The organism is Pseudomonas sp. WS 5010 (assembly GCF_012985565.1).
Taxonomy (GTDB): domain Bacteria; phylum Pseudomonadota; class Gammaproteobacteria; order Pseudomonadales; family Pseudomonadaceae; genus Aquipseudomonas.
Map to the genome: position 1 here is coordinate 346,832 of NZ_JAAQWQ010000003.1, position 26,706 is coordinate 373,537.

Consider the following 26,706-nt stretch of genomic DNA (forward strand, 5'->3'; position numbering starts at 1 on the left):
AGTGATCAGCGGCTTTTTGCGTAAGGAGAAGATGCGTGTCCCAAGCCAAGCGTTTTGACAACTACATCGGTGGCCAGTGGGTGGCCGGTGCTGACTACTCAAGCAATATCAACCCGTCGGATCTGTCGGATGTCATCGGCGATTTCGCCAAGGCCGACGTGGCTCAGGTCCACGCCGCTATCGACGCCGCCCGCGCGGCGTTCCCGGCATGGTCGACCTCCGGCATCCAGGCCCGGCATGACGCCCTGGATAAAGTCGGCAGCGAGATCCTCGCGCGCCGCGAAGAGCTCGGTACGCTGCTGGCTCGCGAAGAGGGCAAGACCCTGCCGGAAGCCATCGGCGAAGTGACCCGTGCCGGTAATATCTTTAAATTCTTTGCCGGCGAGTGCCTGCGCCTGTCCGGTGACTACCTGCCGTCTGTACGCCCGGGGGTCAACGTCGAGGTCACGCGCGAAGCCCTGGGCGTGGTGGGCCAGATCACCCCGTGGAACTTTCCGATTGCGATCCCCGCCTGGAAAATCGCCCCGGCCCTGGCCTACGGCAACTGCGTGGTGCTCAAGCCGGCAGACCTGGTGCCCGGCTGTGCCTGGGCCCTGGCCGAAATCATCTCCCGTGCAGGCTTTCCCAGTGGTGTGTTCAACCTGGTGATGGGCAGCGGCCGGGTAGTGGGCGATGCGCTGGTCCATAGCCCGAAGGTCGACGGCATCAGCTTCACCGGTTCCGTGGGCGTGGGCCGGCAGATCGCGGTCAGTTGCGTGTCGCGCCAGGCCAAGGTGCAGTTGGAAATGGGCGGCAAGAACCCGCAGATCATTCTCGACGATGCCGACCTCAAGCAGGCTGTCGAGTTGTCGGTACAGAGCGCGTTCTACTCCACCGGCCAGCGCTGCACGGCATCCAGTCGCTTTATCGTGACCGCCGGGATTCATGACCAATTCGTCGCTGCCATGGCGCAGCGCATGCAGTCGATCAAGGTTGGCCATGCCCTGCATGCCGGGACCGACATTGGCCCGGTGGTGTCCCAGGCCCAGTTGGACCAGGACCTGAAGTACATCGACATCGGCCAGGGCGAAGGCGCGCGGCTGGTCAGCGGTGGTGGCCTGGTGACGTGTGACACCCAAGGCTACTTCCTCGCGCCGACTCTGTTTGCCGACAGCGAAGCCGCCATGCGCATCAGCCGTGAAGAAATCTTCGGCCCGGTGGCCAATGTGGTGCGCGTGGCGGACTACGAGGCAGCACTGGCCATGGCCAACGACACCGAGTTCGGGCTGTCGGCGGGCATTGCCACCACCTCGCTCAAGTACGCCAACCACTTCAAGCGCCACTCCCAGGCCGGGATGGTGATGGTCAACCTGCCGACGGCGGGCGTGGATTATCACGTTCCCTTCGGGGGTCGCAAGGGTTCATCCTACGGGTCGCGTGAGCAAGGTCGCTATGCGCAGGAGTTCTACACCGTGGTGAAAACCAGCTACATCGGTTCGTAAACGCAATACATGTGAGAGCAGGCTTGCCTGCTCCCGCAAAAAAGCAGTGCGCAGCACCAACACGACAATTACCCGCAAAAAAAATAATTAGTGGGAGTACATCTACATGCAAGCGACCAAGCCGACGCACGTCCGTTATTTGATCTTGCTCATGCTGTTCCTGGTGACCACGATCAACTACGCCGACCGTGCCACCATCGCCATCGCAGGTTCCAGCCTGCAAAAAGACCTCGGCATCGACGCCGTCACCCTCGGTTACATCTTCTCTGCTTTCGGTTGGGCCTACGTGGCCGGGCAAATTCCCGGCGGCTGGCTGCTCGATCGTTTCGGCTCGAAAAAAGTCTATGCCCTGAGCATCTTCACCTGGTCGCTGTTCACCGTGCTGCAAGGCTATGTCGGTGAGTTCGGCGTCTCCACCGCCGTGGTTGCGCTGTTTATGCTGCGCTTTCTGGTCGGCCTGGCCGAAGCGCCATCCTTTCCCGGCAATGCGCGCATAGTCGCTGCCTGGTTCCCAACCGCCGAGCGCGGCACGGCTTCGGCGATCTTCAACTCGGCGCAGTACTTCGCCACTGTGTTGTTTGCCCCGTTGATGGGGTGGATCGTCTACAGCTTCGGCTGGCAGCACGTATTTATCGTGATGGGCGTGATTGGCATCGTGTTCTCGCTGATCTGGCTGAAAGTGATCTACAGCCCGCGCGAGCACCCGCTGATCAATGAGGCTGAGTTCAAGCACATTGCCGCCAATGGGGCGATGGTCGATATGGACCAGGACAAGGCCAAGGGTAAGAAAACCGACGGGCCGAAGTGGGATTACATCCGCCAGTTACTGACCAACCGCATGATGCTTGGCGTGTACCTGGGCCAGTACTGCATCAACGGCATTACCTACTTCTTCCTTACCTGGTTCCCGGTGTACCTGGTGCAGGACCGCGGCATGACCATCCTCAAGGCCGGCTTCATCGCTTCGCTGCCGGCGATCTGCGGTTTTATCGGCGGCGTGCTGGGCGGGGTTATTTCCGACTACCTGCTGCGCAAGGGCCACTCCCTGACCTTCGCGCGCAAGGCGCCGATCATTGCTGGCTTGCTGGTCTCCAGCAGCATCATTGCCTGCAACTATGTGGATGTGGAGTGGATGATCGTGGGCTTCATGGCCCTGGCCTTCTTCGGTAAAGGCGTTGGCGCACTGGGTTGGGCGGTGGTGTCTGACACCTCGCCCAAACAAATCGCTGGCCTCAGCGGCGGCTTGTTCAATACCTTCGGCAACCTGGCTTCCATCACCACGCCTATCGTGATCGGCTACATCATCAGCACCACCGGTTCGTTCAAGTGGGCCCTGGTGTTCGTCGGCGCCAATGCGCTGGTGGCGGTATTCAGCTACCTGGTGATCGTCGGCCCGATCAAGCGCGTGGTGCTCAACGAGCCACCGAGCAAAGGCCCTGAATTGACTAACCTTTCCCAAGCGCAATCCTGAAGGGGCCGTGTGATGCAGTTGATTGAACATGCCGACTCGCCGCGCTCCATTCGGTTGCACGAGCGCGACAACGTAGTAATCGTGGTCAATGACCAGGGAGTGCCAGCCGGCACCGAGTTCCCGGACGGCCTGGTGACCGTGGAGTTCATCCCCCAGAGCCATAAGGTGACCCTGGAAGATATCCCACAAGGTGGTCAGATCATTCGCTATGGCCAGACCATCGGTTACGCCTTGCAACCGATACCACGCGGCAGTTGGGTCCAGGAGGATCAACTGCGCATGCCCACTGCACCGCCGCTGGACAGCCTGCCGCTGTCCACCGAAGTGCCCGAGGCCCAGGCGCCATTGGAAGGTTTCACCTTCGAGGGCTATCGCAATGCCGATGGCACTGTGGGCACGCGCAACATCCTCGGCATCACCACGACCGTGCAGTGCGTGACCGGCGTGCTGGACCATGCGGTCAAGCGCATCAAGGACGAGTTGCTGCCCAAATACCCGAATGTCGATGACGTGGTGGCACTGACCCACAGCTATGGTTGCGGCGTGGCCATTACCGCCACCGACGCCTATATTCCGATCCGCACCGTGCGCAACCTGGCGCGCAACCCGAACCTGGGGGGCGAAGCCCTGGTGATCAGCCTGGGCTGCGAAAAGCTGCAAGCCGGGCAGGTGATGCACGACAACGACAGCTCGGTGGACCTCAGCGAGCCGTGGCTGTACCGCTTGCAGGACGCAAGCCACGGGTTCAGCGAAATGATCGAGCAAATCATGGAGCTGGCCGAAACCCGGTTGAAGAAACTCGACCTGCGCCGGCGGGAAACCGTACCGGCCTCGGAGCTGATCCTGGGCATGCAATGCGGCGGCAGCGACGCGTTTTCCGGGATCACCGCCAACCCGGCGCTGGGCTACGCGTCAGACCTGTTGCTGCGGGCCGGGGCGACGGTGATGTTTTCCGAAGTGACTGAAGTGCGCGATGCCATTTACCTGCTGACCTCCCGCGCCGAAAACCAGGAGGTCGCGCGGGAACTGGTGCGGGAAATGGACTGGTACGACCGCTACCTGGCCAAGGGCGAGGCCGACCGCAGCGCCAACACCACGCCGGGCAACAAGAAGGGCGGCCTGTCGAACATTGTCGAGAAGTCCCTGGGGTCTATCGTCAAGTCCGGCAGCAGCGCGATCAATGGCGTGCTTGGGCCGGGCGAGCGCTTCAAGGGCAAAGGCCTGATCTTTTGTGCGACCCCGGCCAGTGATTTTGTCTGCGGCACCTTGCAACTGGCGGCGGGGATGAACCTGCATGTATTCACCACCGGCCGCGGCACGCCCTACGGGTTGGCGATGGCGCCAGTGGTGAAGGTTTCGACCCGTACGGAATTGGCCCAGCGCTGGCCGGACCTGATCGATATCGATGCCGGACGGATCGCCACCGGGCGTGCGACCATCGAGGAACTGGGCTGGGAGTTGTTCCATTTCTACCTGGATGTGGCCAGCGGCAAAAAGCAGACCTGGGCCGAGCAACATAAGCTGCACAATGACATCACCTTGTTCAATCCGGCGCCGATCACCTAGCCCAGGTCAGGACAGGGCGCCGATCAAGGCCTGCAGATGGGGGTAGACCTGCTGCGGGCTGGCCGCGCGAAGGATGTGTCCGCTCATCTCGGGCATGGGTTGGCGGGTGTAGTAGTCCGCACACACAAAACCGTCGACCCAGCCATCGACATACACCTGGTGGTCTGAGCGGGCATCGCCGACGATCAGCGCCCGGCCCTTGAGCCTGCCGCTTTCGCGCCACCGTCGCACGATCCGGCTTTTGCCGGTACCGGGGTTGATCAGCGGCGAAGGCCGGGGGCACAGGGCCCGCGAACCGGCCCAGAACAGGCGGTTGGCGAGCACGTTGCGGGTGTCGATATCCAGCGAGCGGGCAATCGGGGCGATCCATTCGGTGTAGCCGCCAGACAGGATATGCACCTGCACGCCCTCGCGCTGTAGGTTGTGCAGGGTCAGCATCAGGGCCGGGTCGAGGCTGCCAATGACCGTGTCGACGTAGCGCTGGATATGCTGGCGGCGGATGCGCGGGATCACCTTGACCAAGGACAGCAGTTCCCAGGCACTGGCGCGACCGGCCAACGCCTTGGGCGCGATCAGTTGCAGTTGCTCCAGCATGGCTTGCCCAGCGGGGCTGTCGCCAATCGCCGACTGGATGATCGCAAGGGTGCTTTCGTGGTTCACCAGGGTCTGGTCAAAGTCGAAAATCACATGGGTAGTGCCGGTTGCGGTCATGGGCGTGCCTGCGCATCGAGCTGGCGATAGCGGTGTTTGTCTTCGCGGGTCCACGGGGTGGCCGCAATGCCCAGGTGTTGGGCGATGCGGGCCTGGATTTGGTCTGCAAAGGCCTGGCCGCTTTGCTGCTCCTGGCGTTCGCAGCGTTCCAGGTAGCTCATTTCACAGATCATCCAGGGCATCGTCAGCAAGCGCAGGAAACTTGCCAGGCCAGAGGCATGCAGTGGGCTGGCGACCAGGCCGAAGGGCAGAATCAGGCGCCCGGCCAGGGGCACGACGGGCAAGCCGCGGCTCAGCAGCCCCGCGCGAAAGCGATACAAACCCCGGCCGTTGTTAATGGTCGCTTCGGGGGTGGTGTAGAGGGCGGTGCCTTGCGGGTTGATGCGCAGTTTATGCAGGTTACGGGAGAATGCCTTCTTATCGGCACCGTTCCAGAACTGTCCGCCCGAGCATTTGAGCAACAGGAAGGCGGTGAAGGCGATAAAGCGGTTGTAGCCACTGGCCGCCACCAGTGTCGCGCCTGGCATCGCGAGGATGGCGAATGGATCAATCACGCTGACGTGATTGGCGGCCACTACGCAGCCGTCGGTGATCAGGGCGATTTGCCGCGATGAATGGCTGCAACGGATGCGAATGCCCATTATCCACAGGAGCCCTCGATACATCACGGGCCTGGCAGCCAACGGAAGCGGCCAGGCGAGCAGGCTCACCACGACCATCGACAGCAGGCGCAGGCCCGCCAATACGCAACCAAACGGCAGGTAGACCTGGCGTCGCAAGCAGCGGTAGGCCCAGGTTTCCCGGGTGCACAGGCCCGCTACTGAGTGAAGGGGGTCGGGTGGAGGCAGAATGTTTTTCACGGGGATGTTGCTCAGTGATGGTTTTGGTCAGGCCAGCTTGGTGTGTTCGGCGGTTTTCATCCGGCGCGAAAACCGGTCGATGCGCGCCAGGTTGGCAGGGGTGATTTCCCTGAACCGTTCGCGGGTAAGATCAATCTTCACGTGGGGGCCGTAAGGGGTTTCAATCACTTGCCCGGCCAGTTGTGGCGCGTGCAAAAACGCCCGGTTCATTTCCAGTGCGCGGTGGTGCCGGATATTGGTCAGGGTGTAGATCTGCTCGAACCCCAGGTGCTCAAAGCCGTATTCAAGTGCCAGGTGGATGGCAATAAAGGGGTAGGGCGTTCCCCAGTATTTCTTGAGGAAACGGTTGCCGAAGTTGATGCCGTATTCTTTTTGCGCGAACCCGGCATAACCGATAAAAGGGCCTTGCAGGCCAATGCTCACCGCCCAGCGTGACCAGTTTTGGTCGGTCATTTCTTTTTTGAAGGTGGCGATTTCGTTGGCGGCGGCGGTCATGTCCCGGGTGGTGCCGGCGGAAATGAATTTCATCGCCTCGGGGTCACTGAGTAGTTCGGTGTAACCCGCAATGTCCTCATCGTCCCAGCTTCTGATATGCACATTGTGTAAATGGTTGACGGATCTACGCATGGGGCCCCCCTGGAGTTATTCAGTTGTTACAGGAGGGGGATTTTCAGGGGCGGCGTTACTGAAGCGGAGGTGTGGATTCTCGTTAGTGCGTGGGAGCTTGTGCAGTGCTTTGTGGGACGGGTGAACCCCGGCCGGGATAGTGGGATTACCTCCTACGAAGTAGCCACAGTTCCCAATTCTGGACTTTTTTAGTTCGTGTTTATGTTTCGAAATCCAATATCAACAGTGCAGCCCACTGCTTTATCATGACGATTCCCTGAAAACAGGACTTAGCATGCTCGCCATTTTCCTTGCGACGCTCACCATCACTGCGCCGGTGTTTGCCATGCTGTTCCTGGGGGTGCTGCTCAAGCGCATCAACTGGATCAACGACAATTTTATCCACACCGCGTCAGCCCTGGTGTTCAACGTCACCATGCCAGCGTTGCTGTTTCTGGGGATATTGCACGCCGACCTGCATTCGGCGCTCAAGCCAGAACTGCTGATCTATTTTGCCGTGGCCACGGTCGCCAGCTTCGCCCTGGCCTGGGGCTGGGCGATTTTCCGTTGCCCGCGGGAAGACCGGGGCATTTATGCCCAGGGCGCGTTTCGCGGGAACAACGGGGTGATCGGCCTGGCACTGGCGGCCAGCATGTACGGCGACTACGGGATTTCCCTGGGGGCGATCCTCGCGGGGCTGGTGATCCTGTTCTACAACACCCTGTCGACCATTGTGCTGGCGGTGTACAGCCCGGTGATCAAGTCGGACCCGTGGAGCATCTGCAAGAGCGTATTGGCCAACCCGCTGATCCTCAGTGTGATTGCCGCCACGCCATTCGCCTATTTCCAGATCGGCCTGCCCAGTTGGCTGGAAACCTCCGGGAGGTACCTGGCCGACATGACCCTGCCCCTGGCATTGATCTGCATTGGGGGCACTCTGTCCCTGGCGGCCTTGCGCCAAAGTGGCAACATGGCGTTGAGTGCCAGCCTGGTGAAAATGATCGGTTTGCCGCTCGTGGCCACCGTCGGGGCCTGGCTGTATGGCTTCCGGGGACCGGAGCTGGGGATTCTGTTTTTGTATTTTGGCGCGCCGACGGCCGCCGCCAGCTTTGTCATGGCCCGTGCGGCCCAGGGCAACCATGAGTTGGCGGCGGCGATCATTGTGATCACCACCCTGATGGCGGCAGTGACCACCAATATCGGGATCTTTGTGTTGCAGGCCGGTGGCTGGATCTGAAATGAGTGGTGTTTTTTAGGGCCTATCGCGGGCAAGCCCGCTCCTACACTTGAGGGTGTTCACCACTAATTGTGGGAGCTGGCTGATACGCCTCAATCACTTCCTGCGCCGCGCGAAACGCATCAATCGCCGCCGGCACACCGGCATACACCGCGCAATGCAGCAACGCCTCGCGAATTTCTTCGACAGTACAGCCATTGTTCAGCGCGCCGCGCACATGGCCCTTGAGCTCCTGCGGGCACTTCAAGGCGGTCAATGCCGCGAGGGTGATCAGGCTGCGGGTCTTCAGCGGCAGGCCTTCACGGTTCCACACCCCGCCCCAGGCATGTTCGTTGACGAAGTCCTGCAACGGCTGGGTGAACTCGGTGGCATTGCCCAAGGCGCGGTCGACAAATACGTCGCCCATGACCTGGCGACGCATTTGCTCGCCGGATTTCGGTTGATCGGTCATTGCGACTCCCTCTTGTGGTGTTGGCGGCGCCAGGCCCGCAGCGAAGTGAACAACAGGAAAGCCACCAGCGCTGGCAGGACGTAGTACAGCATCAGTTGTTCGAGTTTATTGGCCAGCGGCATGCCGGTGGTGAACGACACCACGTGCAGCCCATACGCCAGGTACAGCCCCAGCAACAGCAAGCCTTCGGCGCGGGTAATGCGGTAGCCGGTGTAAAACACTGGCAAGCACAACACCACCACGCCGAGCATCACCGGCAGGTCGAAGTCCAGGGCATTGGGCGACACCGACAAAGGCAATGGCGCCACCAGCGCCGTAAACCCCAGCACCCCCAACAGGTTGAACAGGTTGCTGCCGATCACGTTGCCCACCGCAATCTCTCGTTCGCCGCGCAGAGCGGCGATCAGCGAAGTGGCGAGACACGGCAGAGAGGTGCTGACGGCAACGATGGTCAGGCCGATCACCCGTTCGGACAGGCCCAGGTCGCTGGCCACTTCCACGGCCGCCCCCAGCAGCAGATGCCCGGCGAATACCAGCAGCGCGAGCCCGCCGATCATCCACAGCAAACTGCTCAGCCACGGCGCCTGCACTACCGTGTCGCGGGTCCGCGGGCGGCGCGAATGGCGGGTCTGGTACAGCAACAACGCGAGGTAGGCGAGCAGGGCTGCCAGTAAGGTCAGGCCGTCGAGCGGAGTCAGGGCCTCATCGCTGGCGAGGATGAACAGCAGCAGGCTGGCGCCGATCATCACCGGGATATCCAGGCGCACCAGTTGTCGCGACACGCGCAGGGGAATGATCAGCGCTGAAAGGCCCAGGGTCACGAGGATATTGAAGATGCTGCTGCCAATCACGCTGCCCACGGCAATATCGGTATTGCCGGCCAGGGTGGCCTGCAGGCTAACGGCGATTTGCGGCGCGCTGCTGCCAAAGGCGACGATGCTCAAGCCAATGATCAGCGGCCTGACCTTGAGGCTGGCGGCCAGGCGCACGGCGGCGCGCACCAGCATCTCGGCGCCGGCGATCAGCAGCAATAGGCCGCTGATCAGTTCAATCAGGCTCAGGGGCGAGAGGGCGCTTAATCCGAAAATGGCCAGGGCTCCGTCAGTCAGTTGTTCAGGGCTTGCACGCGCACGCGCGCGGTTCCGCTGCGCAGCATACCCAACTGCTCGGCGGCCTGGCGTGAAAGATCGATCAGCCGGCCACGGGTGTGTGGGCCGCGATCATTGATGCGCACCACCACGGATTTGTCGTTGGCCAGGTTGGTGACCTGCACCCGCGTGCCGAATGGCAGGCGCCGGTGGGCGGCGGTCATGGCGTGTTGGTTGAAGGGTTCACCGCTGGCGGTTTTTTTGCCGTGGTGCTTGGCGCCGTAGTAGGACGCTGTGCCGGTTTCGTCATAACCGTTGGGATCGATCAGGCCACTGGCGCAGCCGGTGAGCAGTGAAAACAGGGCGCAGAGGCCGAGTAGACGCTTCATTTTCAAGGTGTCCCCAAAATTGATATGGGAACCGACCTTTGTAGAAGCTGGCTTGCCTGCGATGCGGGCGCCTCGGTTTTTCAGATGCACCGAGGTGATGCTATCGCAGGCAAGCCAGTTCCTTCACAAGCCGGCTCCCACAGGGCGGCAACCGTTATCAGCCTTCGAGCTTGCTCTTGAGCAATTCGTTCACCTGTTGCGGGTTGGCCTTGCCTTTGGAGGCCTTCATCGCCTGGCCCACAAAGAAGCCGAACATCTTGCCGCGTTTGGCTTCGTCCGCTGCACGGTACTGCTCGACCTGCTCGGCGTTGGCCGCCAGCATTTCATCTAGCACGGCCGAGATCGCGCCGCTGTCGGTGACTTGCTTGAGGCCGCGTTTCTCGATGATCTCGTCGGCGCTGCCTTCACCGCTGGCCATGGCTTCAAACACGGTCTTGGCGATCTTGCCGGAGATGGTGTTGTCCTTGATGCGCAGCAACATGCCGCCCAACTGTTCGGCCGTTACCGGGGCTTCGTCGATTTCCAGGCCCTGTTTGTTCAACAGGCTGCCCAGTTCAACCATGACCCAGTTGGCGGCCAGCTTGGCGTCACCGGCAATGCTCACGACTTTTTCAAAGTAGTCGGCTTGCTCGCGGCTCGACGCCAGGACGCTGGCGTCATACACCGAAAGACCGAACTGCGCCTGGAAGCGCTCGCGTTTTTGCGGTGGCAATTCCGGCAGGGTGGCGCGCACGTCATTGAGGAACGAATCCTCGATCACCACCGGCAACAGGTCCGGATCGGGGAAGTAACGGTAGTCGTTGGCTTCCTCTTTGCTGCGCATGGCGCGGGTTTCGTCTTTGTTCGGGTCGTACAGGCGCGTCTGCTGGATCACCTTGCCGCCGTCTTCGATCAGCTCGATCTGGCGACGGACTTCGGTGTTGATCGCCTTCTCGATGAAACGGAACGAGTTGACGTTCTTGATCTCGCAGCGAGTGCCGTACTCGACCTGGCCTTTTGGCCGCACCGACACGTTGCAGTCGCAACGCAGGGAGCCTTCGGCCATGTTGCCGTCGCAGATGCCCAGATAGCGCACCAGCGCGTGGATGGTCTTGACGTAGGCCACGGCTTCCTTGGCGCTGCGCATGTCCGGCTCGGACACGATTTCCAGCAGTGGCGTGCCGGCGCGGTTCAGGTCGATGCCGGTGGCGCCATTGAATTCTTCATGCAGGCTCTTGCCAGCATCTTCTTCCAGGTGCGCACGGGTCACGCCGACACGTTTGATGGTGCCGTCTTCCAGGGGGATGTCCAGGTAGCCCTTGCCGACGATCGGCAGCTCCATCTGGCTGATCTGGTAGCCCTTGGGCAGGTCCGGGTAGAAGTAGTTCTTGCGCGCAAACACGTTGTGCTGGCCGATCTGGGCGTCAATCGCCAGGCCGAACATCACCGCCATGCGTACCGCTTCCTGGTTCAGTACCGGCAATACGCCAGGCATGCCCAGGTCTACCAGGCTGGCCTGGGTGTTGGGTTCTGCACCGAACGTGGTGGCGCTACCGGAGAAAATCTTCGATTGGGTGGCGAGCTGGGTATGAATCTCCAGCCCGATCACAACTTCCCATTGCATAGTGTTCTCCTCAGAAGCCGGTTGGGGTGCGAGTGTGCCAGTCAGTGTTCAACTGGTACTGGTGCGCCACATTGAGCAAGCGGCCTTCCTGGAAATACGGGGCGAGCAACTGCACGCCCACCGGCAGGCCATCGACGAAACCTGCAGGCATGGACAAGCCCGGCAAGCCCGCGAGGTTGGCGGTGATGGTGTAGAGGTCTTCAAGATACTCGGCGATCGGGTCACCGGTCTTGGCGCCGATCTTCCAGGCCGGGTTCGGTGTAGTCGGACCGATGATCACGTCGACTTCATTAAAGGCAGCCATGAAGTCATTTTTGATCAGGCGTCGGATTTTTTGCGCCTTGAGGTAGTACGCGTCGTAGTAGCCGGCCGACAGGGCGTAGGCACCGACCATGATCCGGCGCTGCACTTCCACGCCGAAGCCTTCGCCACGGGAGCGTTTGTACAGGTCGGTGAGGTCTTTCGGGGCTTCACAGCGGTAGCCGAAACGCACGCCGTCGAAGCGCGACAGGTTCGACGAGGCCTCTGCCGGGGCGATCACGTAGTACGCCGCAATCGCGTGCTGGTTGTTCGGCAGGCTGATTTCCTTGATCACCGCGCCGAGCTTTTCCAGCTCCTTGATGCTGTTGTGCACCAGTTCGGCGATACGTGGGTCGAGGCCGGCGCTGAAATACTCTTTCGGCACGCCGATACGCAGGCCTTTGAGCGAGGTATTGAGGCTGGCGCTGTAGTCCGGCACGGGTTCATCGATGCTGGTGGAGTCCTTCCCATCGAAGCCAGCCATGCCTTGTAACAATATTGCGCAGTCTTCGGCGCTGCGGGCCAGGGGGCCGCCCTGGTCGAGACTGGAGGCGTAGGCAATCATGCCCCAGCGGGAAACGCGCCCGTAGGTCGGTTTCAGGCCGGTGAGGTTGGTGAATGCGGCTGGCTGGCGGATCGAACCGCCGGTATCGGTGGCTGTAGCGGCCGGCAGCAGGCGCGCGGCCACGGCTGCTGCCGAGCCACCGGAAGAGCCGCCGGGCACGTGTTCCAGGTTCCACGGGTTTTTCACTGCGCCGTAGTAGCTCGATTCGTTGGCCGAGCCCATGGCGAATTCGTCCATGTTGGTCTTGCCCAGGGTCACGGCCCCGGCTTCGGCCAGCTTGGCGACCACGGTCGCGTCGTAGGGCGCCTTGAAGTTGTCGAGCATCTTCGAGCCGCAGCTGGTGCGGATACCCTGGGTGCAGAACAGGTCCTTGTGACCGATTGGCGCACCCAGCAGCGCGCCGCTTTCACCGTTGGCGCGACGGGCGTCGGCGGCCTTGGCCTGGCCTAGTGCCAGCTCCTCGGTGAGGCTGATAAAGCTGTTGACCTTCGGATCCAGAGCGGCGATGCGCGCCAGCAGGGTCTTGGTCAGCTCTTCGGAAGAAAACTTTTTGTCGGCGAGACCGCGGGCGATCTCGGCCAGAGTCAATTGATGCATTGCAGGCTCTTTCCCTTTAGTCGATGACTTTCGGAACCAGGTACAGGCCGTTTTCGACCGCTGGTGCGATGGACTGGTAGGCCTCGCGATTATTGCGTTCGGTCACGACGTCTGCGCGCAGGCGCTGGCTGGCTTCCAGTGGGTGGGCCAGGGGTTCGATGCCGTCGGTATTCACCGCCTGCATCTGGTCGACCAGCCCGAGAATGCTGTTCAGGGCTGCGGTGGTCTGTGGAAGATCGGCTTCATTGAGGCCCAGGCAGGCCAAATGAGCGATTTTTTCCACGTCGGAGCGTTCAAGCGCCATGGGATTCTCCAGTGGAAAACAGAACGGAAGCTATCCGTGTGTTAGATTGTCGGAACACTACCGCATTTCTACGGTCATAAGGCCGCGATTGTGGGGTTAGGTGCACAGAAAGTCGGCCAATTTAGCACATTGGCGCCTTGCCCAAAATCCCTGTCGTTGTTAGAGTTTGCCGCACTTTTTTACCCACGCGTTGCCTAGGGTCCCTTTCCCATGTTCAAGAAACTGCGTGGCATGTTTTCCAGCGATCTTTCCATCGACCTGGGCACTGCCAACACCCTTATTTACGTGCGCGAGCGCGGTATCGTCCTGAATGAGCCATCGGTTGTGGCCATTCGGACCCATGGTAATCAGAAAAGTGTCGTTGCCGTGGGCACCGAGGCCAAGCGCATGCTCGGCCGCACACCTGGCAACATTGCCGCCATTCGTCCGATGAAAGACGGCGTGATCGCCGACTTCAGCGTCTGCGAGAAGATGCTGCAGTACTTCATCAACAAGGTTCACGAAAACAGTTTCCTGCAGCCCAGCCCTCGTGTGCTGATCTGCGTGCCGTGCAAATCCACCCAGGTGGAGCGTCGTGCCATCCGTGAATCGGCCCTTGGTGCCGGTGCCCGCGAAGTGTTCCTGATCGAAGAGCCAATGGCTGCTGCCATCGGCGCCGGCCTGCCGGTTGAAGAGGCGCGCGGTTCGATGGTGGTGGATATCGGTGGCGGTACCACTGAAATCGCCCTGATTTCCCTCAACGGCGTGGTGTATGCCGAATCCGTACGGGTTGGCGGCGACCGCTTCGACGAAGCGATCATCACTTATGTGCGTCGTAACTACGGCAGCCTGATCGGCGAATCCACCGCCGAGCGCATCAAGCAGGAAATCGGTACCGCTTACCCGGGCGGCGAAGTGCGCGAAGTCGATGTTCGCGGTCGCAACCTGGCCGAAGGCGTACCACGTGCCTTTACCCTGAACTCCAATGAAGTGCTGGAAGCTCTGCAAGAGTCCCTGGCCACCATCGTTCAGGCAGTAAAAAGCGCGCTGGAGCAATCGCCGCCGGAGCTGGCTTCCGATATCGCCGAGCGTGGCCTGGTGCTGACCGGTGGTGGCGCCTTGCTGCGCGACCTCGACAAGCTGCTGGCCCAGGAAACCGGTCTGCCGGTGATCGTCGCCGAAGACCCGCTGACCTGCGTTGCCCGTGGCGGTGGTCGTGCACTGGAAATGATGGATAAACACACCATGGACCTGCTCTCCAGCGAATAAGATCGTTGGTTGCACCATGTTTCGCCAACAGGCAGCACTTTGCAGTGCTGCCTGTTGGCGTTTATCTTCTTCAATCTGCATCCAGGCCGGTTTGATGCCGTATGAATAAAGAGAATATCTGCCCGGGAGGAGCGGCCTATTAAACCGCTCTTCACTAAAGGCCCCTCATTGGGCGTGCGCTTGTTGGTGCTGGTCGTGCTATCGGTCGCGCTGATGGTGGTCGATGCCCGCTTCACACTGCTCAAGCCAGTGCGTAGCCAAATGTCGCTGGTATTGATGCAGTCCTACTGGATCACCGACCTGCCGCAACGGCTATGGCAAGGCGTGGCCAGCCAGTTTGGCAGCCGCACCGAGCTTGTGGCCGAAAACGAAAAACTCAAGACTGAAAACCTGCTGTTGCAGGGGCGCATGCAAAAGCTGGCGGCCCTGACCGAGCAGAACGTTCGGCTGCGCGAGTTGCTCAATTCTTCCGCGCTGGTCAATGAAAAGGTCGAAGTGGCCGAGTTGATCGGCATGGACCCCAACCCCTTCACCCATCGCATCATCATCAACAAGGGCGAGCGCGATGGTGTGGTCCTTGGCCAGCCGGTGCTCGATGCCCGTGGCCTGATGGGCCAGGTGGTGGAGTTGATGCCCTATACCTCCCGCGTGCTGCTGCTGACCGACACCACCCACAGCATTCCGGTGCAGGTCAACCGCAATGGCCTGCGGGCGATTGCCAGCGGCACCGGTAACCCGGAACGCCTGGAGTTGCGGCATGTGGCGGACACCGCCGACATCAAGGAAGGCGACCTGCTGGTCAGCTCCGGCCTTGGCCAGCGCTTCCCGGCAGGCTATCCGGTGGCGACGGTCAAGGAAGTGATCCACGATTCCGGCCAGCCGTTTGCGATTGTCCGCGCCGTGCCGACGGCCGCGCTGAACCGTAGCCGCTACCTGTTGCTGGTGTTCAGCGACACGCGTACGCCGGAAGAGCGCGCCAACGAAGCCGCCCAGGCCCAGGAAGCGCAGGACAAGCAAGACGGCACCACGACGCCGGTTATTCCGGCAACCGTACCCAAACCGGCGGCACCCGTGGCGACACCGGTTGCACCTGCCGCGCCTGCTGTGGCGACACCAGCCAAACCGGTGACCCAACCGGCTCGGCCGGTCAAGCCAGCGGCGACTGCGCCAGCGGCGGCACCTGCACCGGCAACCACTCGACAAGGGGCGCAATAATGGCCGGCACTCATTCGCGCAATGGCTGGATGGTCTGGTTGACCTTTGCCATCGGCATGCTGCTCAGCGTTTCGCCGATGCCGCAATTCATGGAAATCCTGCGCCCGCTGTGGCTGGCGTTGCTCCTGGCCTTCTGGGCGCTGGCCCTGCCGCACAAGGTCGGCATGGTCACGGCCATGTGCCTGGGGCTGGCTGAAGATGTGATGTATGGCACGTTGCTCGGCCAGAACGCCTTGATTCTTACGCTGATTACCTTCCTGGTGCTGTCGTTGCAGCAACGCCTGCGGATGTTCCCGATGTGGCAGCAGTGCCTGGTGATCCTGGTGATCTTCGGCCTGGCCCAATTGGTGCAGCTGTGGCTCAGTGCCCTGACCGGCAACCGCCAACCGACCCTGGCGCTGGTCTTGCCGGCCCTGGTCAGCGCGCTGCTGTGGCCATGGGTCAGTTTCGGGCTGCGTGGGTTGCGTCGTCGCTATAAAATCAATTGAGTGGGTCGCGAGGCTCTGCCTGGTTATCGAACCCACAGGGAGAGTCTGCAATGCATGCACTTTATCTGGCCTCCGGCTCTCCTCGGCGGCGTGAATTGCTGACCCAGATCGGCGTGCCGTTCACTGTGGTCAGCGCGGCTATCGATGAAACACCCCTGGGCGACGAGTCGCCGGCGTCCTACGTCGAACGCCTGGCCCGTGGCAAAGCCGCCGCAGGCCTGGCGACACTGGCCGATACCGCCAATGCCTGCGTGCTGGGCGCCGATACCGCCGTCATCCTGGATGGCCGGATCCTGGGCAAGCCCCTGGACCAGGCCGATGCCCTGGCCATGTTGCTGGCCCTTTCTGATCGTGAACACGAAGTCCTCACCGCCATTGCCGTGCTCAGTGACCTGCGCTGCGAAACGCGCCTGGTCAGCAGCCGCGTGCGCTTTCGCCAGGTTTGCACACACGAGGCAACGACTTACTGGCACAGCGGGGAGCCTCAGGACAAGGCGGGCGGCTATGCTATCCAAGGCTTGGCGGCGGTATTTGTCGCCGGGCTAAATGGCAGTTACTCCGCGGTCGTTGGCTTGCCGGTCTGCGAAACAGCAGAACTGCTGGGCCATTTCGGCATACCCTGTTGGCAACACCTTTCCGTGCGCTGAACGCCTAACTCCAGCGCCATATTTAAGCGATCGGCCACTATTGTGAAAACGCCTGAACGAGACCCAGCCATGAGTGAAGAGATTCTGATCAATATCACGCCGATGGAATCGCGCGTGGCGGTGGTAGAAAACGGTGTTTTGCAAGAAGTGCACGTCGAGCGCACCCAGAAGCGCGGGATTGTCGGCAATATCTATAAAGGCAAGGTTGTAAGGGTATTGCCGGGCATGCAGGCGGCCTTTGTCGATATCGGCCTGGACCGCGCGGCGTTTATCCATGCCTCGGAAATTTCCCTGCGCGAAGGCCCGGCGGTCGAAAGCATCAGCGCCCTGGTGCATGAAGGGCAGAGCCTGGTGGTGCAAGTCACCAAGGACCCGATCGGCTCCAAGGGCGCGCGCCTGACCACACAGTTGTCGATTCCTTCGCGTTACCTGGTGTACATGCCGCGCACTGCCCATGTCGGTATTTCCCTGAAAATCGAAGACGAAGGTGAGCGTGAGCGCCTGAAAAAGGTCGTCAGCGATTGCGTGGCTGCCGAAGGCATCAAGGAGGCCGGCGGCTTTATCCTGCGGACCGCCGCCGAAGGTGCCGGTGCCGATGAAATCCTCATGGACATCCGCTACCTGCGGCGCCTGTGGGACCAGATCGGTGCCCAGATCAAGACCGTCGGCGCGCCGAGCGTCATCTATGAAGACCTGGGCCTGGCCCTGCGGACCTTGCGCGACCTGGTCAGCCCCAAGATCGAGAAAATTCGCATCGATTCGCGGGAAACCTTCCAGCGCACCACGCAATTTGTTGCCGAATTGATGCCGGAAATCGCCGACCGCCTGGAGCACTACCCCGGTGAACGGCCGATTTTCGACCTGTATGGCGTCGAGGACGAAATCCAGAAGGCCCTGGAGCGCAAGGTGCCGCTCAAGTCTGGTGGCTACCTGGTGGTCGACCCGGCAGAAGCCATGAGCACCATTGATGTGAACACCGGTGCTTTCGTCGGCCATCGCAACCTTGAAGAAACCATCTTCAAGACCAACCTCGAGGCCGCCACCGCCATTGCCCGCCAACTGCGCCTGCGCAACCTGGGCGGGATCATCATCATCGACTTCATCGACATGGAAGATGAAGAGCATCAGCGCCAGGTATTGCGCACCCTTGAAAAGCAACTGGAGCGCGATCACGCCAAGACCAACATTATCGGGATCACCGAGTTGGGCCTGGTGCAGATGACCCGCAAGCGCACCCGCGAAAGCCTTGAGCAGGTGCTGTGCGAGCCGTGCAGCAGTTGCCAGGGGCGCGGCAAGTTGAAGACCCCGGAAACGGTTTGCTACGAGATTTTCCGGGAAATCCTGCGGGAGGCACGCGCTTACCAGGCCGAGGGTTATAGAGTCCTGGCCAACCAGAAGGTGGTGGACCGGTTGCTGGACGAAGAGTCGGGCAACGTTGCGGAATTGGAGGGCTTTATTGGCCGCACCATCCGTTTCCAGGTCGAAACCATGTATTCCCAGGAACAATACGACGTGGTGCTGCTCTGATCCGCATCAGTCTTTTTCAACGAGACCGCCAGACTTTGATCTGCCGTCCGACTATTACCTTGAGGGTCGCCTGACATGGAGCGTCTGCAACGCTTTTTTGCCGCACTGACCCGTTGGGGCCTTGGCCTGTGTGCATTGCTGTTGGTACTGGCGGCGATCTACGTCAGCCTGGGCCGTGAATTGACGCCATTGGTGGCGGAGTACCGTGCCGAAGTCGAGGCCAAGGCGCAGGCGGCGGTCGACATGCCCCTGAGCATTGGTAGCCTGGAAGGGCGCTGGAGCGGTTTTTCCCCGGTTTTGCTGGCCCATGACGTGATGGTCGGCGAGGGCAGCAGTGCCTTGCGCCTGGACCAGGTGCAAGTGGTGCCCGACCTGTGGGCCAGCCTGCTGGCGTGGGATGTGCGCATTGCCCATCTGGAAGTCAGCGGCTTGCAGCTCAGCGTCAAGGAAGACCAGGACGGCCGCTGGGCGTTGCAAGGCCTGCCGGTGCAGGACGACCAGCCCCTGGCCCCGGAGCAACTGCTCAAGCGCATGCAGGCGGTGGCCAAGGTCTCGCTGCTGGACAGCCAGGTCACCTTGCAGCCGTTCGAGCAAGCGCCGCTGACCTTGACCTATGTGGGGCTGAGCCTGCAAACCGGCAGCACCCGCCAGCGCCTGGATGCGCGCCTGACCTTGCCCGATGGGCAACCGCTGGCCCTCAGCCTGCGCACGCGGATCCGTGCCAGCCAGTGGCGCGACGGTGAAGTGCAGGCCTACCTGAGCCTGCCCCAGAGCAATTGGGCGCAGTGGATTCCGGCGAAGTTGACTCGGGACTGGAAACTCAGCGAGTTGAAAGCCGGCGGTGAATTCTGGCTGACCTGGGCCAATGGCACGCTGCAAAGCGCCGCGGCCCGGCTCAATGCGCCACAGGTGAAGGTCCGTTATGCCCAGCGCAAGCCCACGAGCATCCAGAACCTTGGCCTGACGGCTTACCTGCAGCGCAGCGACAGCGGCCTGAAGGTGATCTTCGATTCGTTGGCCATGAACCTGGGCGACACCCGTTGGGAGTCGCACCTGCAATTGCAGCAAACCCTGGCCACTGATAAGGCGCAGGAAACCTGGAGGCTGCAGGCCGACCGCCTGGACCTGACACCGATTACCCCTCTGCTCAACGCCCTCGCGCCATTGCCGGAAGGTTTTGCCAAGACCGTCGAAGCGTTGAAGGCCACGGGCGTGCTGCGCAATGTGCTGGTGGATTATCGTCCCCAGGACGCGGGCGATCAGCGCGTGAGCTTTGCTGCCAACCTCGAGCGCGTGGGCTTTGACGCCTATTTCGGCGCGCCGGCAGCCCGCAACGTCTCCGGCAGCATCAGCGGTGACCTGGGCCAGGGCGAACTGCGCATGGACAGCAAGGATTTCGTCCTGCACCTGGACCCGATTTTCGCCAAGCCCTGGCAGTACCTCCAGGCCAACGCGCGCCTGACGTGGAAGCTGGATAAGCAAGGTTTCACGCTGATCGCGCCGTATATCAAGGTGCTGGGGGAAGAGGGCAAGATCGCAGCGGATTTCCTGATTCGCCTGCATTTCGATCATAGCCAGGAAGACTACATGGACCTGCGGGTCGGCATGGTCGATGGCGATGGGCGCTTTACCCCCAAATACTTGCCGGCGGTCCTGAGCCCGGCCCTGGATGAATGGCTGCGTACGGCAATTCTCAAGGGCGCGGTCGATGAAGGCTTCTTCCAGTATCAAGGGTCGCTGAACCACGATGCGGTGACGGCGGCGCGCAATATCAGCCTGTTCTTCAAGGTGCATGATGCCGAGTTGGCGTTCCAGCCGGGCTGGCCTCATGTGAGGAAGGTGGCCGGTGAAGTGTTTGTCGAAGAGACCGGCGTGCGCATCCTGGCCAGCAAGGGGCAATTGCTCGATACCAAGGTCAAGGGGATCTACGTCAACATTCCCCATGCGTTGCCCGGCCATGACAGCCATCTGCTGCTGACGGGCGGGTTTGCCGGTGGGCTGGGGGACGGCCTGAAGATCCTCCAGGACGCGCCCATCGGTACGGCATCGACGTTTGCCGGCTGGAAGGGCGAGGGCGACCTGCAAGGTTCCCTGGACCTGGATATTCCCCTGGCCAAGGGCACCGAGCCGAAGATCGTGGTGGACTTCAAGACCGACAAGGCGCGCCTGCAACTGGCCGAGCCGACTCTGGACCTGAACCAGCTCAAGGGTGAGTTCCGCTTCGACAGTGCCAAGGGCCTGAGTGGGCAGAACATCAGCGCCCAAGCCTTCGACCGGCCGATCACGGCGCAGATTGCGGCCGGTGGCAGACCGGGCAATCTCAGCACGCGGGTCACGGCCAAGGGCCAGGTGACGGTCAAGCGGCTCACCGACTGGCTGAAAGTCAGCCAGCCGCTGCCCGTATCCGGAGATATCCCTTATCAACTGCAACTGGACCTGGACGGTGCCGACAGCCAGTTGCGGGTCAGCTCCAACCTCAAGGGCGTGGCGGTGGATTTGCCTGCGCCATTTGGCATGCCCGCCAGCCAGGGCCGTGACAGTGTGTTGCGCATGACGTTGCAGGGCGCGGAGCGGCGCTACTGGTTTGATTACGGCGAGTTGGCAAACTTTACCTTTGCCGCTCCGGCGAACAATTTTACCCAGGGCCGTGGCGAGCTGTTCCTCGGGGATGGCGATGCCTTGCTGCCCGGTGGCAAGGGCCTGCGGATTCGCGGGGTATTGTCGGAGCTGGATATCGATCCCTGGAAGAAGTTGGTCGACCGTTACGCCGGCAATGACCCAGGCGGCAATGCCAAGCAACTGTTGAGCAGTGCCGACTTCAAGATCGGCAAGCTGACAGGGTTTGGTACCCAACTCGACCAGGTCGCCCTGAAACTGGACCGCAAGCCTGCCGCCTGGGGCTTGCAGCTCGACAGCCAGCAGGTCAAGGGTACTGTGGGCTTGCCGGATGCGAAGGGCGCACCCATTGCCATCAACCTGCAGTACGTGAAGTTGCCGGCGGTCGATCCTACGGTGCAGGCCGATGAAAACGCGCCTGATCCCCTGGCGAGCATCGATCCCAAGGACATTCCCGCGCTGGATATCGCCATTGCCCAGTTGTTCCAGGGGCCTGACTTGATCGGCGCCTGGTCGTTGAAGGTGCGCCCGACAGCCAAGGGCATGGCGTTCAACAACCTCGACCTGGGCCTCAAGGGCATGCAGCTCAAGGGGGCCGGTGGCTGGGAGGGTGCGCCGGGCGCCAGCAGCAGTTGGTACAAGGGGCGCCTGGACGGCAAGAACATCGCCGATGTGCTCAAGGGCTGGGGTTTTGCGCCCACGGTCACCAGCCAGGACTTCCATCTGGATGTTGACGGGCGCTGGCCGGGTTCGCCCGCGTGGGTTGGGCCCAAGCGTTTTTCCGGCAGCCTGGATGCTTCGTTCCGCAAGGGCCAGTTTGTCGAGGTCGAGGGCGGTGCCCAGGCGTTGCGGGTATTTGGCCTGCTGAACTTCAACTCGATTGGCCGGCGTTTGCGCCTGGACTTCTCGGATTTGCTTGGCAAGGGCCTGAGCTACGACCGGGTCAAGGGCCTGCTGGCCGCCAGCAATGGTGTGTTTGTGACCCGCGAACCGATCATCCTCACCGGGCCGTCGAGCAACCTGGAGCTTAACGGCACCCTGGACCTGGTGGCCGATCGTGTGGATGCCAAGTTGCTGGTGACTTTGCCGGTGACCAACAACCTGCCGATTGCCGCGTTGATTGTGGGCGCGCCGGCCATTGGTGGCGCGTTGTTCCTGATCGACAAGCTGATCGGTGATCGGGTGTCGCGTTTCGCCAGCGTCCAGTACAAGGTGGAAGGGCCCTGGAAAGATCCCAAAATCACCTTTGACAAGCCATTTGAAAAACCACAGTAAGCGCCTGTGGAGTAGCATGGCCCCATGCTTTTTTTGGAGTGTCGGCCCATGTGCTTTGCGGTAATCCAGATGGTCAGCCAGAGCGACGTCCTGGCCAACCTAGCCCAGGCCCGGAGCTTGCTGGAGCGGGCGGCGGCAGGGGGCGCGCAACTGGCGGTCCTGCCGGAAAACTTCGCCGCCATGGGTCGCCGCGACGTGGCGGCTATCGGCCGCGCCGAAGCGGTGGGCGAGGGGCCGATCCTGCCCTGGTTGAAACTGGCCGCCCGCGACCTCAACTTATGGATAGTGGCCGGTACCTTGCCATTGCCTCCCCTCGGGCAGCCCGACGCCAAGTCCAACGCCTGCTCGCTGTTGATCGACGCGCAGGGGCAGATCGCGGCCCGTTACGACAAGCTGCACCTGTTTGACGTGGATGTGGCTGACACGCGCGGTCGTTATCGTGAATCCGACGACTATGCTTACGGCAACCAAGTGGTGGTGGCCGATACGCCGGTAGGGCGTCTGGGGCTCACGGTCTGTTATGACTTGCGCTTCCCGGAGCTGTACAGCGAATTGCGCGCGGCGGGCGCCGAATTGATTACCGCGCCTTCGGCTTTTACGGCGGTAACCGGCGCGGCGCACTGGGATGTGCTGATCCGTGCACGGGCCATCGAAACCCAGTGTTATCTGCTGGCGGCCGCCCAGGGCGGAGTACATCCGGGGCCGCGGGAAACCTATGGCCATGGGGCGATTGTCGACCCATGGGGGCGAGTGCTGGCACAACAGAATCAAGGCGAAGCGGTGTTGTTGGCCGAACGCGATAGCAGCGAACAAGCGTCGATACGGGCGCGCATGCCGGTGGCAGGCCACCGGCGCTTTTTCTCGCAGGGCGCGCAGCGACCTGCTTCAGAACGATGAATTTAAGGCCGAACCTATGAGCGAGTTGTTGTCCTCAGTCAGTGAACACCTCCTGGCGCCCGGTGGCGTGACCATCGAAAATCTGCAAACCGTACTGGGCGACCTGGCCGGGCCGGGCATCGATGCCGCAGACCTGTATTTCCAGGGCCAGATCTCCGAGTCATGGTCCCTGGAAGACGGGATCGTCAAGGATGGCAGCTTCAACATGGACCAAGGGGTTGGCGTGCGTGCGCAATCCGGTGAAAAGACCGGCTTCGCCTACAGCAATGCCATCACCCTGGAAGCCCTGGGCCTGGCCGCCCGCGCGGCGCGCTCGATTTCCCGCGCTGGGCAGAATGGCACCGTGCAAGCGTTCAGCACCCAGGACGTGACCCAGTTGTACGGCCCGGATAACCCGTTGGAAGTCATGACCCGAGCCGAAAAGGTCGAGCTGCTCAAACGCGTGGATGCTGCAACCCGTGCCCTTGACCCGCGCATCCAGCAGGTGAGCGTGAGCATGGCCGGGGTCTGGGAGCGGATCCTGGTGGCATCCACCGATGGTAGCCTGGCGGCGGATGTGCGGCCGCTGGTGCGTTTCAATGTCAGTGTGATCGTCGAGCAGAACGGGCGTCGCGAGCGCGGCGGCCATGGCGGCGGTGGGCGTACGGATTATCGCTATTTCCTCGCCGAAGACCGCGCCATGGGCTATGCCCGCGAGGCGTTGCGCCAGGCGCTGGTCAATCTGGAAGCCATCCCCGCACCGGCCGGTACGTTGCCGGTGGTGCTGGGCTCGGGCTGGTCGGGTGTATTGCTCCACGAAGCGGTAGGGCATGGCCTGGAAGGCGACTTCAACCGCAAGGGCAGTTCCGCCTACAGCGGGCGCATGGGCGAAATGGTCGCCTCCAAACTCTGCACCATCGTCGATGACGGCACGTTGGCTGGTCGCCGTGGTTCCCTGAGCGTCGACGACGAAGGGACGCCGACCGAGTGCACCACGCTGATCGAAAACGGTGTGCTCAAGGGCTACATGCAAGACAAGCTCAACGCGCGCCTGATGGGTGTGGCGCGCACCGGCAACGGTCGTCGCGAGTCCTACGCGCATTTGCCGATGCCCCGCATGACCAATACCTACATGCTCGCAGGCGAAAGCGATCCGGCAGAGATCATTGCCTCGGTGAAGCGCGGGATCTATTGCGCCAACCTTGGTGGCGGCCAGGTGGACATCACCAGCGGCAAGTTCGTGTTCTCCACCAGCGAGGCCTATTTGATCGAGGACGGCAAGATCACCGCGCCGGTCAAGGGGGCAACCCTGATTGGCAACGGCCCGGAAGCCATGAGCAAGGTGTCGATGGTCGGTAACGACCTGGCGCTGGACAGCGGTGTGGGGATGTGTGGCAAGGATGGGCAGTCGGTGCCGGTCGGTGTCGGCCAGCCAACCCTGAAAATTGATGCGATCACCGTGGGTGGCACGGGGTCGTAAGGCGTGGAGCTTCGGGTGGCGAAGACCGCCACCCGGGGAAGAGGATCAGCGCAGGCCGCGTTGAGTCTCGTCCAGCTCACGGATGTACTTGAAGATTTTACGGCTGGTGGCCGGCGCCTTGTTCTGTGCCAGTTCGTGCTGGGCCTGACGGATCAGGGAGCGCAGTTGCTGGCGGTCGGCATCCGGATAGTCCAGGACGAACTTCTCCAGTACAGCGTCGTCACCGCCGATCAGGCGGTCGCGCCAACGCTCCAGGTTATGGAAACGTTCGTTGTACTGGCGTGTGGAAGCATCGAGTTGGTCGAGCAAAGTCAGAATGGCGTCAGTGTCCTGGTCGCGCATCAGCTTGCCGATAAACATGATGTGCCGTTTACGCGCGATATTCGCGGTGTGCTTGGGTGCATCTGCCAGGGCCCGGCGCATTTCGTCGGTCAGAGGCAGTTTGGCAATCAAGTCCGGCTTGAGTGTTGTAAGGCGCTCGCCGAGATCAACCAGAGCATGCAGCTCGCGTTTGACCTGGGTTTTGCTTTTCTCCCCATCGAGGGAGTCGTCGTAAGAATCAACCATGGTGGCAGTCCGCAAAGAAACGCCGCCATGATAACCAGTCGGGGGCCGCTTGTCCGGCCCGGTCGCTCGATGGCCTTAACCGAAAGCAGAATTTGAGTGGAGAACACCATGAGTGCAGCCCAAAGCGTCGGTCCACAAGCGTTACCGGCACTGCAGGAACAAGTTGAACAGATCATCGCGGAGGCCAAGCGCCAGGGTGCCAGTGCCTGTGAAGTGGCGGTATCCCTGGAGCAGGGCCTATCGACTTCGGTACGCCAGCGGGAGGTGGAAACCGTTGAGTTCAACCGCGACCAGGGTTTTGGCATCACCTTGTATGTGGGGCAGCGCAAAGGCTCGGCCAGCACCTCGGCCAGTGGCCCGGAAGCCATTCGCGAAACCGTCGCCGCCGCCCTGGCGATTGCCAAGCACACTTCCGAAGACGAGGCCTCGGGCTTGGCGGATGCGGCCCTGATGGCGCGGGACCTGAAAGATTTCGATCTGTATCACGCCTGGGATATCACCCCCGAGCAGGCCATCGAAAAGGCCCTGGCCTGCGAAGCCGCGGCGTTCGACACCGACAGCCGGATCAAGAATGCCGATGGCACTACCCTGAGTACCCATCAAGGTTGCCGTGTGTATGGCAACAGCCACGGGTTTATCGGCGGCTACGCGTCGACACGCCATAGCTTGAGCTGCGTGATGATTGCCGAGGCCGATGGCCAGATGCAGCGTGACTACTGGTATGACGTAAGTCGCCAGGGTGAGCTGTTGGCGGACCCGGTGAGCATTGGCCAGCGCGCCGCGCAACGGGCCGCGAGCCGACTGGGCGCACGACCGGTGCCGACGTGCGAAGTGCCGGTGCTGTTTTCGGCGGAGTTGGCGGGTGGCCTGTTCGGCAGTTTCCTGGGGGCGATTTCCGGGGGCAACCTGTACCGCAAGTCGTCGTTCCTTGAGGGCGCGCTGGGGCAGAAGTTGTTTCCCGAGTGGCTGACCCTGGATGAGCGCCCGCACCTGATGCGCGCCATGGGCAGCTCGGCCTTTGATGGCGATGGCCTGGCAACCTACGCCAAGCCGTTTGTCGAGAACGGTGAGCTGGTGTCCTACGTGCTCGGTACCTACGCCGGGCGCAAGCTCGGTTTGCCCAGCACCGCCAACTCCGGTGGCGTGCACAACCTGTTCGTGACCCATGGCGACGAAGACCAGGCGGCGCTGCTGCGGCGCATGGGCCGTGGCTTGTTGGTGACCGAATTGATGGGCCATGGCTTGAACATGGTGACGGGGGATTATTCCCGAGGTGCGGCAGGGTTCTGGGTGGAGAATGGCGAAATTCAGTTCGCAGTCCAGGAAGTGACCATCGCCGGCAACATGCGCGATATGTTCAAACAGATCGTCGCCGTGGGTAACGATCTGGAACTGCGCAGCAATATCCGCACTGGCTCGGTGCTGATCGAACGCATGACCGTCGCCGGCAGCTAAGTACCAACCGGTTACACAACAGCGCCACCCCAAGGGTGGCGCTTTTTTTTGCCTGGAATATCCCAAGGCCGACAAAGGTATAG

The 26,706-nt window shown here is 61.7% G+C and carries 23 protein-coding genes; 13 read left to right on the forward strand and 10 right to left on the reverse strand.

Annotated features, from left to right (window positions below):
• Positions 1–35: 35 nt before the first annotated feature.
• From HBO11_RS10500 to garD, 3 genes are all read left to right on the forward strand, one after another.
• On the forward strand, positions 36–1,481 hold the full coding sequence (locus tag HBO11_RS10500; protein WP_169950932.1) for an aldehyde dehydrogenase family protein: 1,446 nt from the start codon (positions 36–38) through the stop codon (positions 1,479–1,481).
• A gap of 106 nt (positions 1,482–1,587) precedes the next feature.
• Positions 1,588–2,952 carry an MFS transporter gene (locus HBO11_RS10505; protein ID WP_169950930.1) on the forward strand — a complete coding sequence of 455 codons (1,365 nt, stop codon included), beginning with the start codon at positions 1,588–1,590 and terminating at the stop codon, positions 2,950–2,952.
• A 12-nt stretch (positions 2,953–2,964) separates the two neighbouring features.
• Positions 2,965–4,518: a galactarate dehydratase gene (garD, locus tag HBO11_RS10510; RefSeq protein WP_169950928.1), complete on the forward strand. Its 1,554-nt coding sequence runs from the start codon at positions 2,965–2,967 to the stop codon at positions 4,516–4,518.
• Positions 4,519–4,524: 6 nt separating this feature from the next.
• On the opposite strand, the gene HBO11_RS10515 is transcribed toward garD, so the two are convergent.
• From HBO11_RS10515 to HBO11_RS10525, 3 genes are read right to left on the reverse strand one after another with little or no spacing between them, the layout of a single operon-like run.
• Positions 4,525–5,229, reverse strand: a complete 705-nt coding sequence (locus tag HBO11_RS10515) for an HAD family hydrolase (RefSeq protein ID WP_169950926.1) — start codon at positions 5,227–5,229, stop codon at positions 4,525–4,527.
• Positions 5,226–6,089: a 1-acyl-sn-glycerol-3-phosphate acyltransferase gene (locus HBO11_RS10520; protein ID WP_169950924.1), complete on the reverse strand. Its 864-nt coding sequence runs from the start codon at positions 6,087–6,089 to the stop codon at positions 5,226–5,228. The genes HBO11_RS10515 and HBO11_RS10520 overlap by 4 nt, the downstream gene beginning before the upstream one ends.
• A 27-nt stretch (positions 6,090–6,116) precedes the next feature.
• Positions 6,117–6,716, reverse strand: coding sequence for a GNAT family N-acetyltransferase (locus tag HBO11_RS10525; RefSeq protein ID WP_169950921.1), 600 nt, complete (start codon positions 6,714–6,716; stop codon positions 6,117–6,119).
• 274 nt (positions 6,717–6,990) lie between these two features.
• On the opposite strand from HBO11_RS10525, the gene HBO11_RS10530 reads away from it, so the two are divergent.
• Complete coding sequence (locus HBO11_RS10530; RefSeq protein WP_169950919.1) at positions 6,991–7,932, forward strand: AEC family transporter; 942 nt, start codon at positions 6,991–6,993, stop codon at positions 7,930–7,932.
• Between the two features lie 43 nt (positions 7,933–7,975).
• Here the strand turns inward: HBO11_RS10530 and HBO11_RS10535 are convergent, their stop codons facing one another.
• From HBO11_RS10535 to gatC, 6 genes are all read right to left on the reverse strand, one after another.
• Complete coding sequence (locus HBO11_RS10535) at positions 7,976–8,383, reverse strand: carboxymuconolactone decarboxylase family protein (RefSeq protein WP_169950917.1); 408 nt, start codon at positions 8,381–8,383, stop codon at positions 7,976–7,978.
• Positions 8,380–9,429, reverse strand: coding sequence for a calcium/sodium antiporter (locus tag HBO11_RS10540; protein WP_169951388.1), 1,050 nt, complete (start codon positions 9,427–9,429; stop codon positions 8,380–8,382). The genes HBO11_RS10535 and HBO11_RS10540 overlap by 4 nt, the downstream gene beginning before the upstream one ends.
• A 59-nt stretch (positions 9,430–9,488) precedes the next feature.
• On the reverse strand, positions 9,489–9,860 hold the full coding sequence (locus HBO11_RS10545) for a septal ring lytic transglycosylase RlpA family protein (protein ID WP_169950915.1): 372 nt from the start codon (positions 9,858–9,860) through the stop codon (positions 9,489–9,491).
• A 157-nt stretch (positions 9,861–10,017) separates the two neighbouring features.
• Positions 10,018–11,463: an Asp-tRNA(Asn)/Glu-tRNA(Gln) amidotransferase subunit GatB gene (gatB, locus tag HBO11_RS10550; RefSeq protein ID WP_169950913.1), complete on the reverse strand. Its 1,446-nt coding sequence runs from the start codon at positions 11,461–11,463 to the stop codon at positions 10,018–10,020.
• Between the two features lie 10 nt (positions 11,464–11,473).
• Positions 11,474–12,925, reverse strand: coding sequence for an Asp-tRNA(Asn)/Glu-tRNA(Gln) amidotransferase subunit GatA (gatA, locus tag HBO11_RS10555; RefSeq protein ID WP_169950911.1), 1,452 nt, complete (start codon positions 12,923–12,925; stop codon positions 11,474–11,476).
• 16 nt (positions 12,926–12,941) lie between these two features.
• Positions 12,942–13,229, reverse strand: coding sequence for an Asp-tRNA(Asn)/Glu-tRNA(Gln) amidotransferase subunit GatC (gene gatC, locus HBO11_RS10560; RefSeq protein WP_003216077.1), 288 nt, complete (start codon positions 13,227–13,229; stop codon positions 12,942–12,944).
• Between the two features lie 210 nt (positions 13,230–13,439).
• Here gatC and mreB point away from each other — a divergent pair, with 210 nt between their 5' ends.
• The 8 genes from mreB (at position 13,440) to tldD (ending at position 24,601) form a co-directional block, all read left to right on the forward strand.
• Entirely contained in the window at positions 13,440–14,477 is a 1,038-nt protein-coding gene (mreB, locus tag HBO11_RS10565) for a rod shape-determining protein MreB (protein ID WP_002555108.1), read from the forward strand.
• 138 nt (positions 14,478–14,615) lie between these two features.
• Positions 14,616–15,692, forward strand: coding sequence for a rod shape-determining protein MreC (gene mreC, locus HBO11_RS10570; protein ID WP_169951386.1), 1,077 nt, complete (start codon positions 14,616–14,618; stop codon positions 15,690–15,692).
• The gene (mreD, locus tag HBO11_RS10575; protein ID WP_169950909.1) at positions 15,692–16,180 is read left to right on the forward strand and encodes a rod shape-determining protein MreD; all 489 of its coding nucleotides are present in this window, start codon (positions 15,692–15,694) and stop codon (positions 16,178–16,180) included. The genes mreC and mreD overlap by 1 nt, the downstream gene beginning before the upstream one ends.
• Positions 16,181–16,230: 50 nt before the next feature.
• Positions 16,231–16,827 carry a nucleoside triphosphate pyrophosphatase gene (locus HBO11_RS10580; RefSeq protein ID WP_169950906.1) on the forward strand — a complete coding sequence of 199 codons (597 nt, stop codon included), beginning with the start codon at positions 16,231–16,233 and terminating at the stop codon, positions 16,825–16,827.
• Between the two features lie 69 nt (positions 16,828–16,896).
• Positions 16,897–18,354 carry a ribonuclease G gene (rng, locus tag HBO11_RS10585; RefSeq protein ID WP_169950904.1) on the forward strand — a complete coding sequence of 486 codons (1,458 nt, stop codon included), beginning with the start codon at positions 16,897–16,899 and terminating at the stop codon, positions 18,352–18,354.
• 75 nt (positions 18,355–18,429) lie between these two features.
• Positions 18,430–22,245 carry a YhdP family protein gene (locus tag HBO11_RS10590; protein WP_170058881.1) on the forward strand — a complete coding sequence of 1,272 codons (3,816 nt, stop codon included), beginning with the start codon at positions 18,430–18,432 and terminating at the stop codon, positions 22,243–22,245.
• A 48-nt stretch (positions 22,246–22,293) separates the two neighbouring features.
• Positions 22,294–23,142 carry a carbon-nitrogen hydrolase family protein gene (locus HBO11_RS10595; RefSeq protein ID WP_169950900.1) on the forward strand — a complete coding sequence of 283 codons (849 nt, stop codon included), beginning with the start codon at positions 22,294–22,296 and terminating at the stop codon, positions 23,140–23,142.
• Positions 23,143–23,158: 16 nt separating this feature from the next.
• Positions 23,159–24,601: a metalloprotease TldD gene (gene tldD, locus HBO11_RS10600; RefSeq protein WP_169950898.1), complete on the forward strand. Its 1,443-nt coding sequence runs from the start codon at positions 23,159–23,161 to the stop codon at positions 24,599–24,601.
• Positions 24,602–24,646: 45 nt separating this feature from the next.
• Here the strand turns inward: tldD and yjgA are convergent, their stop codons facing one another.
• Positions 24,647–25,168, reverse strand: a complete 522-nt coding sequence (gene yjgA / locus HBO11_RS10605; protein ID WP_029291815.1) for a ribosome biogenesis factor YjgA — start codon at positions 25,166–25,168, stop codon at positions 24,647–24,649.
• 108 nt (positions 25,169–25,276) lie between these two features.
• Between yjgA and pmbA the strand changes: the two genes are divergently transcribed.
• The gene (pmbA, locus tag HBO11_RS10610) at positions 25,277–26,623 is read left to right on the forward strand and encodes a metalloprotease PmbA (protein WP_169950896.1); all 1,347 of its coding nucleotides are present in this window, start codon (positions 25,277–25,279) and stop codon (positions 26,621–26,623) included.
• Positions 26,624–26,706: the final 83 nt, after the last annotated feature.

Coding starts and splice junctions, on each gene's coding strand:
- HBO11_RS10505 (WP_169950930.1), top strand. CDS start 1,588: ATGCAAGCGACCAAGCCGACGCACGTCCGTTATTTGATCTTGCTCATG.
- garD (WP_169950928.1), top strand. CDS start 2,965: ATGCAGTTGATTGAACATGCCGACTCGCCGCGCTCCATTCGGTTGCAC.
- HBO11_RS10515 (WP_169950926.1), bottom strand. CDS start 5,229: ATGACCGCAACCGGCACTACCCATGTGATTTTCGACTTTGACCAGACC.
- HBO11_RS10525 (WP_169950921.1), bottom strand. CDS start 6,716: ATGCGTAGATCCGTCAACCATTTACACAATGTGCATATCAGAAGCTGG.
- HBO11_RS10530 (WP_169950919.1), top strand. CDS start 6,991: ATGCTCGCCATTTTCCTTGCGACGCTCACCATCACTGCGCCGGTGTTT.
- HBO11_RS10535 (WP_169950917.1), bottom strand. CDS start 8,383: ATGACCGATCAACCGAAATCCGGCGAGCAAATGCGTCGCCAGGTCATG.
- HBO11_RS10545 (WP_169950915.1), bottom strand. CDS start 9,860: ATGAAGCGTCTACTCGGCCTCTGCGCCCTGTTTTCACTGCTCACCGGC.
- gatB (WP_169950913.1), bottom strand. CDS start 11,463: ATGCAATGGGAAGTTGTGATCGGGCTGGAGATTCATACCCAGCTCGCC.
- gatA (WP_169950911.1), bottom strand. CDS start 12,925: ATGCATCAATTGACTCTGGCCGAGATCGCCCGCGGTCTCGCCGACAAA.
- gatC (WP_003216077.1), bottom strand. CDS start 13,229: ATGGCGCTTGAACGCTCCGACGTGGAAAAAATCGCTCATTTGGCCTGC.
- mreB (WP_002555108.1), top strand. CDS start 13,440: ATGTTCAAGAAACTGCGTGGCATGTTTTCCAGCGATCTTTCCATCGAC.
- mreD (WP_169950909.1), top strand. CDS start 15,692: ATGGCCGGCACTCATTCGCGCAATGGCTGGATGGTCTGGTTGACCTTT.
- HBO11_RS10580 (WP_169950906.1), top strand. CDS start 16,231: ATGCATGCACTTTATCTGGCCTCCGGCTCTCCTCGGCGGCGTGAATTG.
- rng (WP_169950904.1), top strand. CDS start 16,897: ATGAGTGAAGAGATTCTGATCAATATCACGCCGATGGAATCGCGCGTG.
- HBO11_RS10590 (WP_170058881.1), top strand. CDS start 18,430: ATGGAGCGTCTGCAACGCTTTTTTGCCGCACTGACCCGTTGGGGCCTT.
- HBO11_RS10595 (WP_169950900.1), top strand. CDS start 22,294: ATGTGCTTTGCGGTAATCCAGATGGTCAGCCAGAGCGACGTCCTGGCC.
- tldD (WP_169950898.1), top strand. CDS start 23,159: ATGAGCGAGTTGTTGTCCTCAGTCAGTGAACACCTCCTGGCGCCCGGT.
- yjgA (WP_029291815.1), bottom strand. CDS start 25,168: ATGGTTGATTCTTACGACGACTCCCTCGATGGGGAGAAAAGCAAAACC.
- pmbA (WP_169950896.1), top strand. CDS start 25,277: ATGAGTGCAGCCCAAAGCGTCGGTCCACAAGCGTTACCGGCACTGCAG.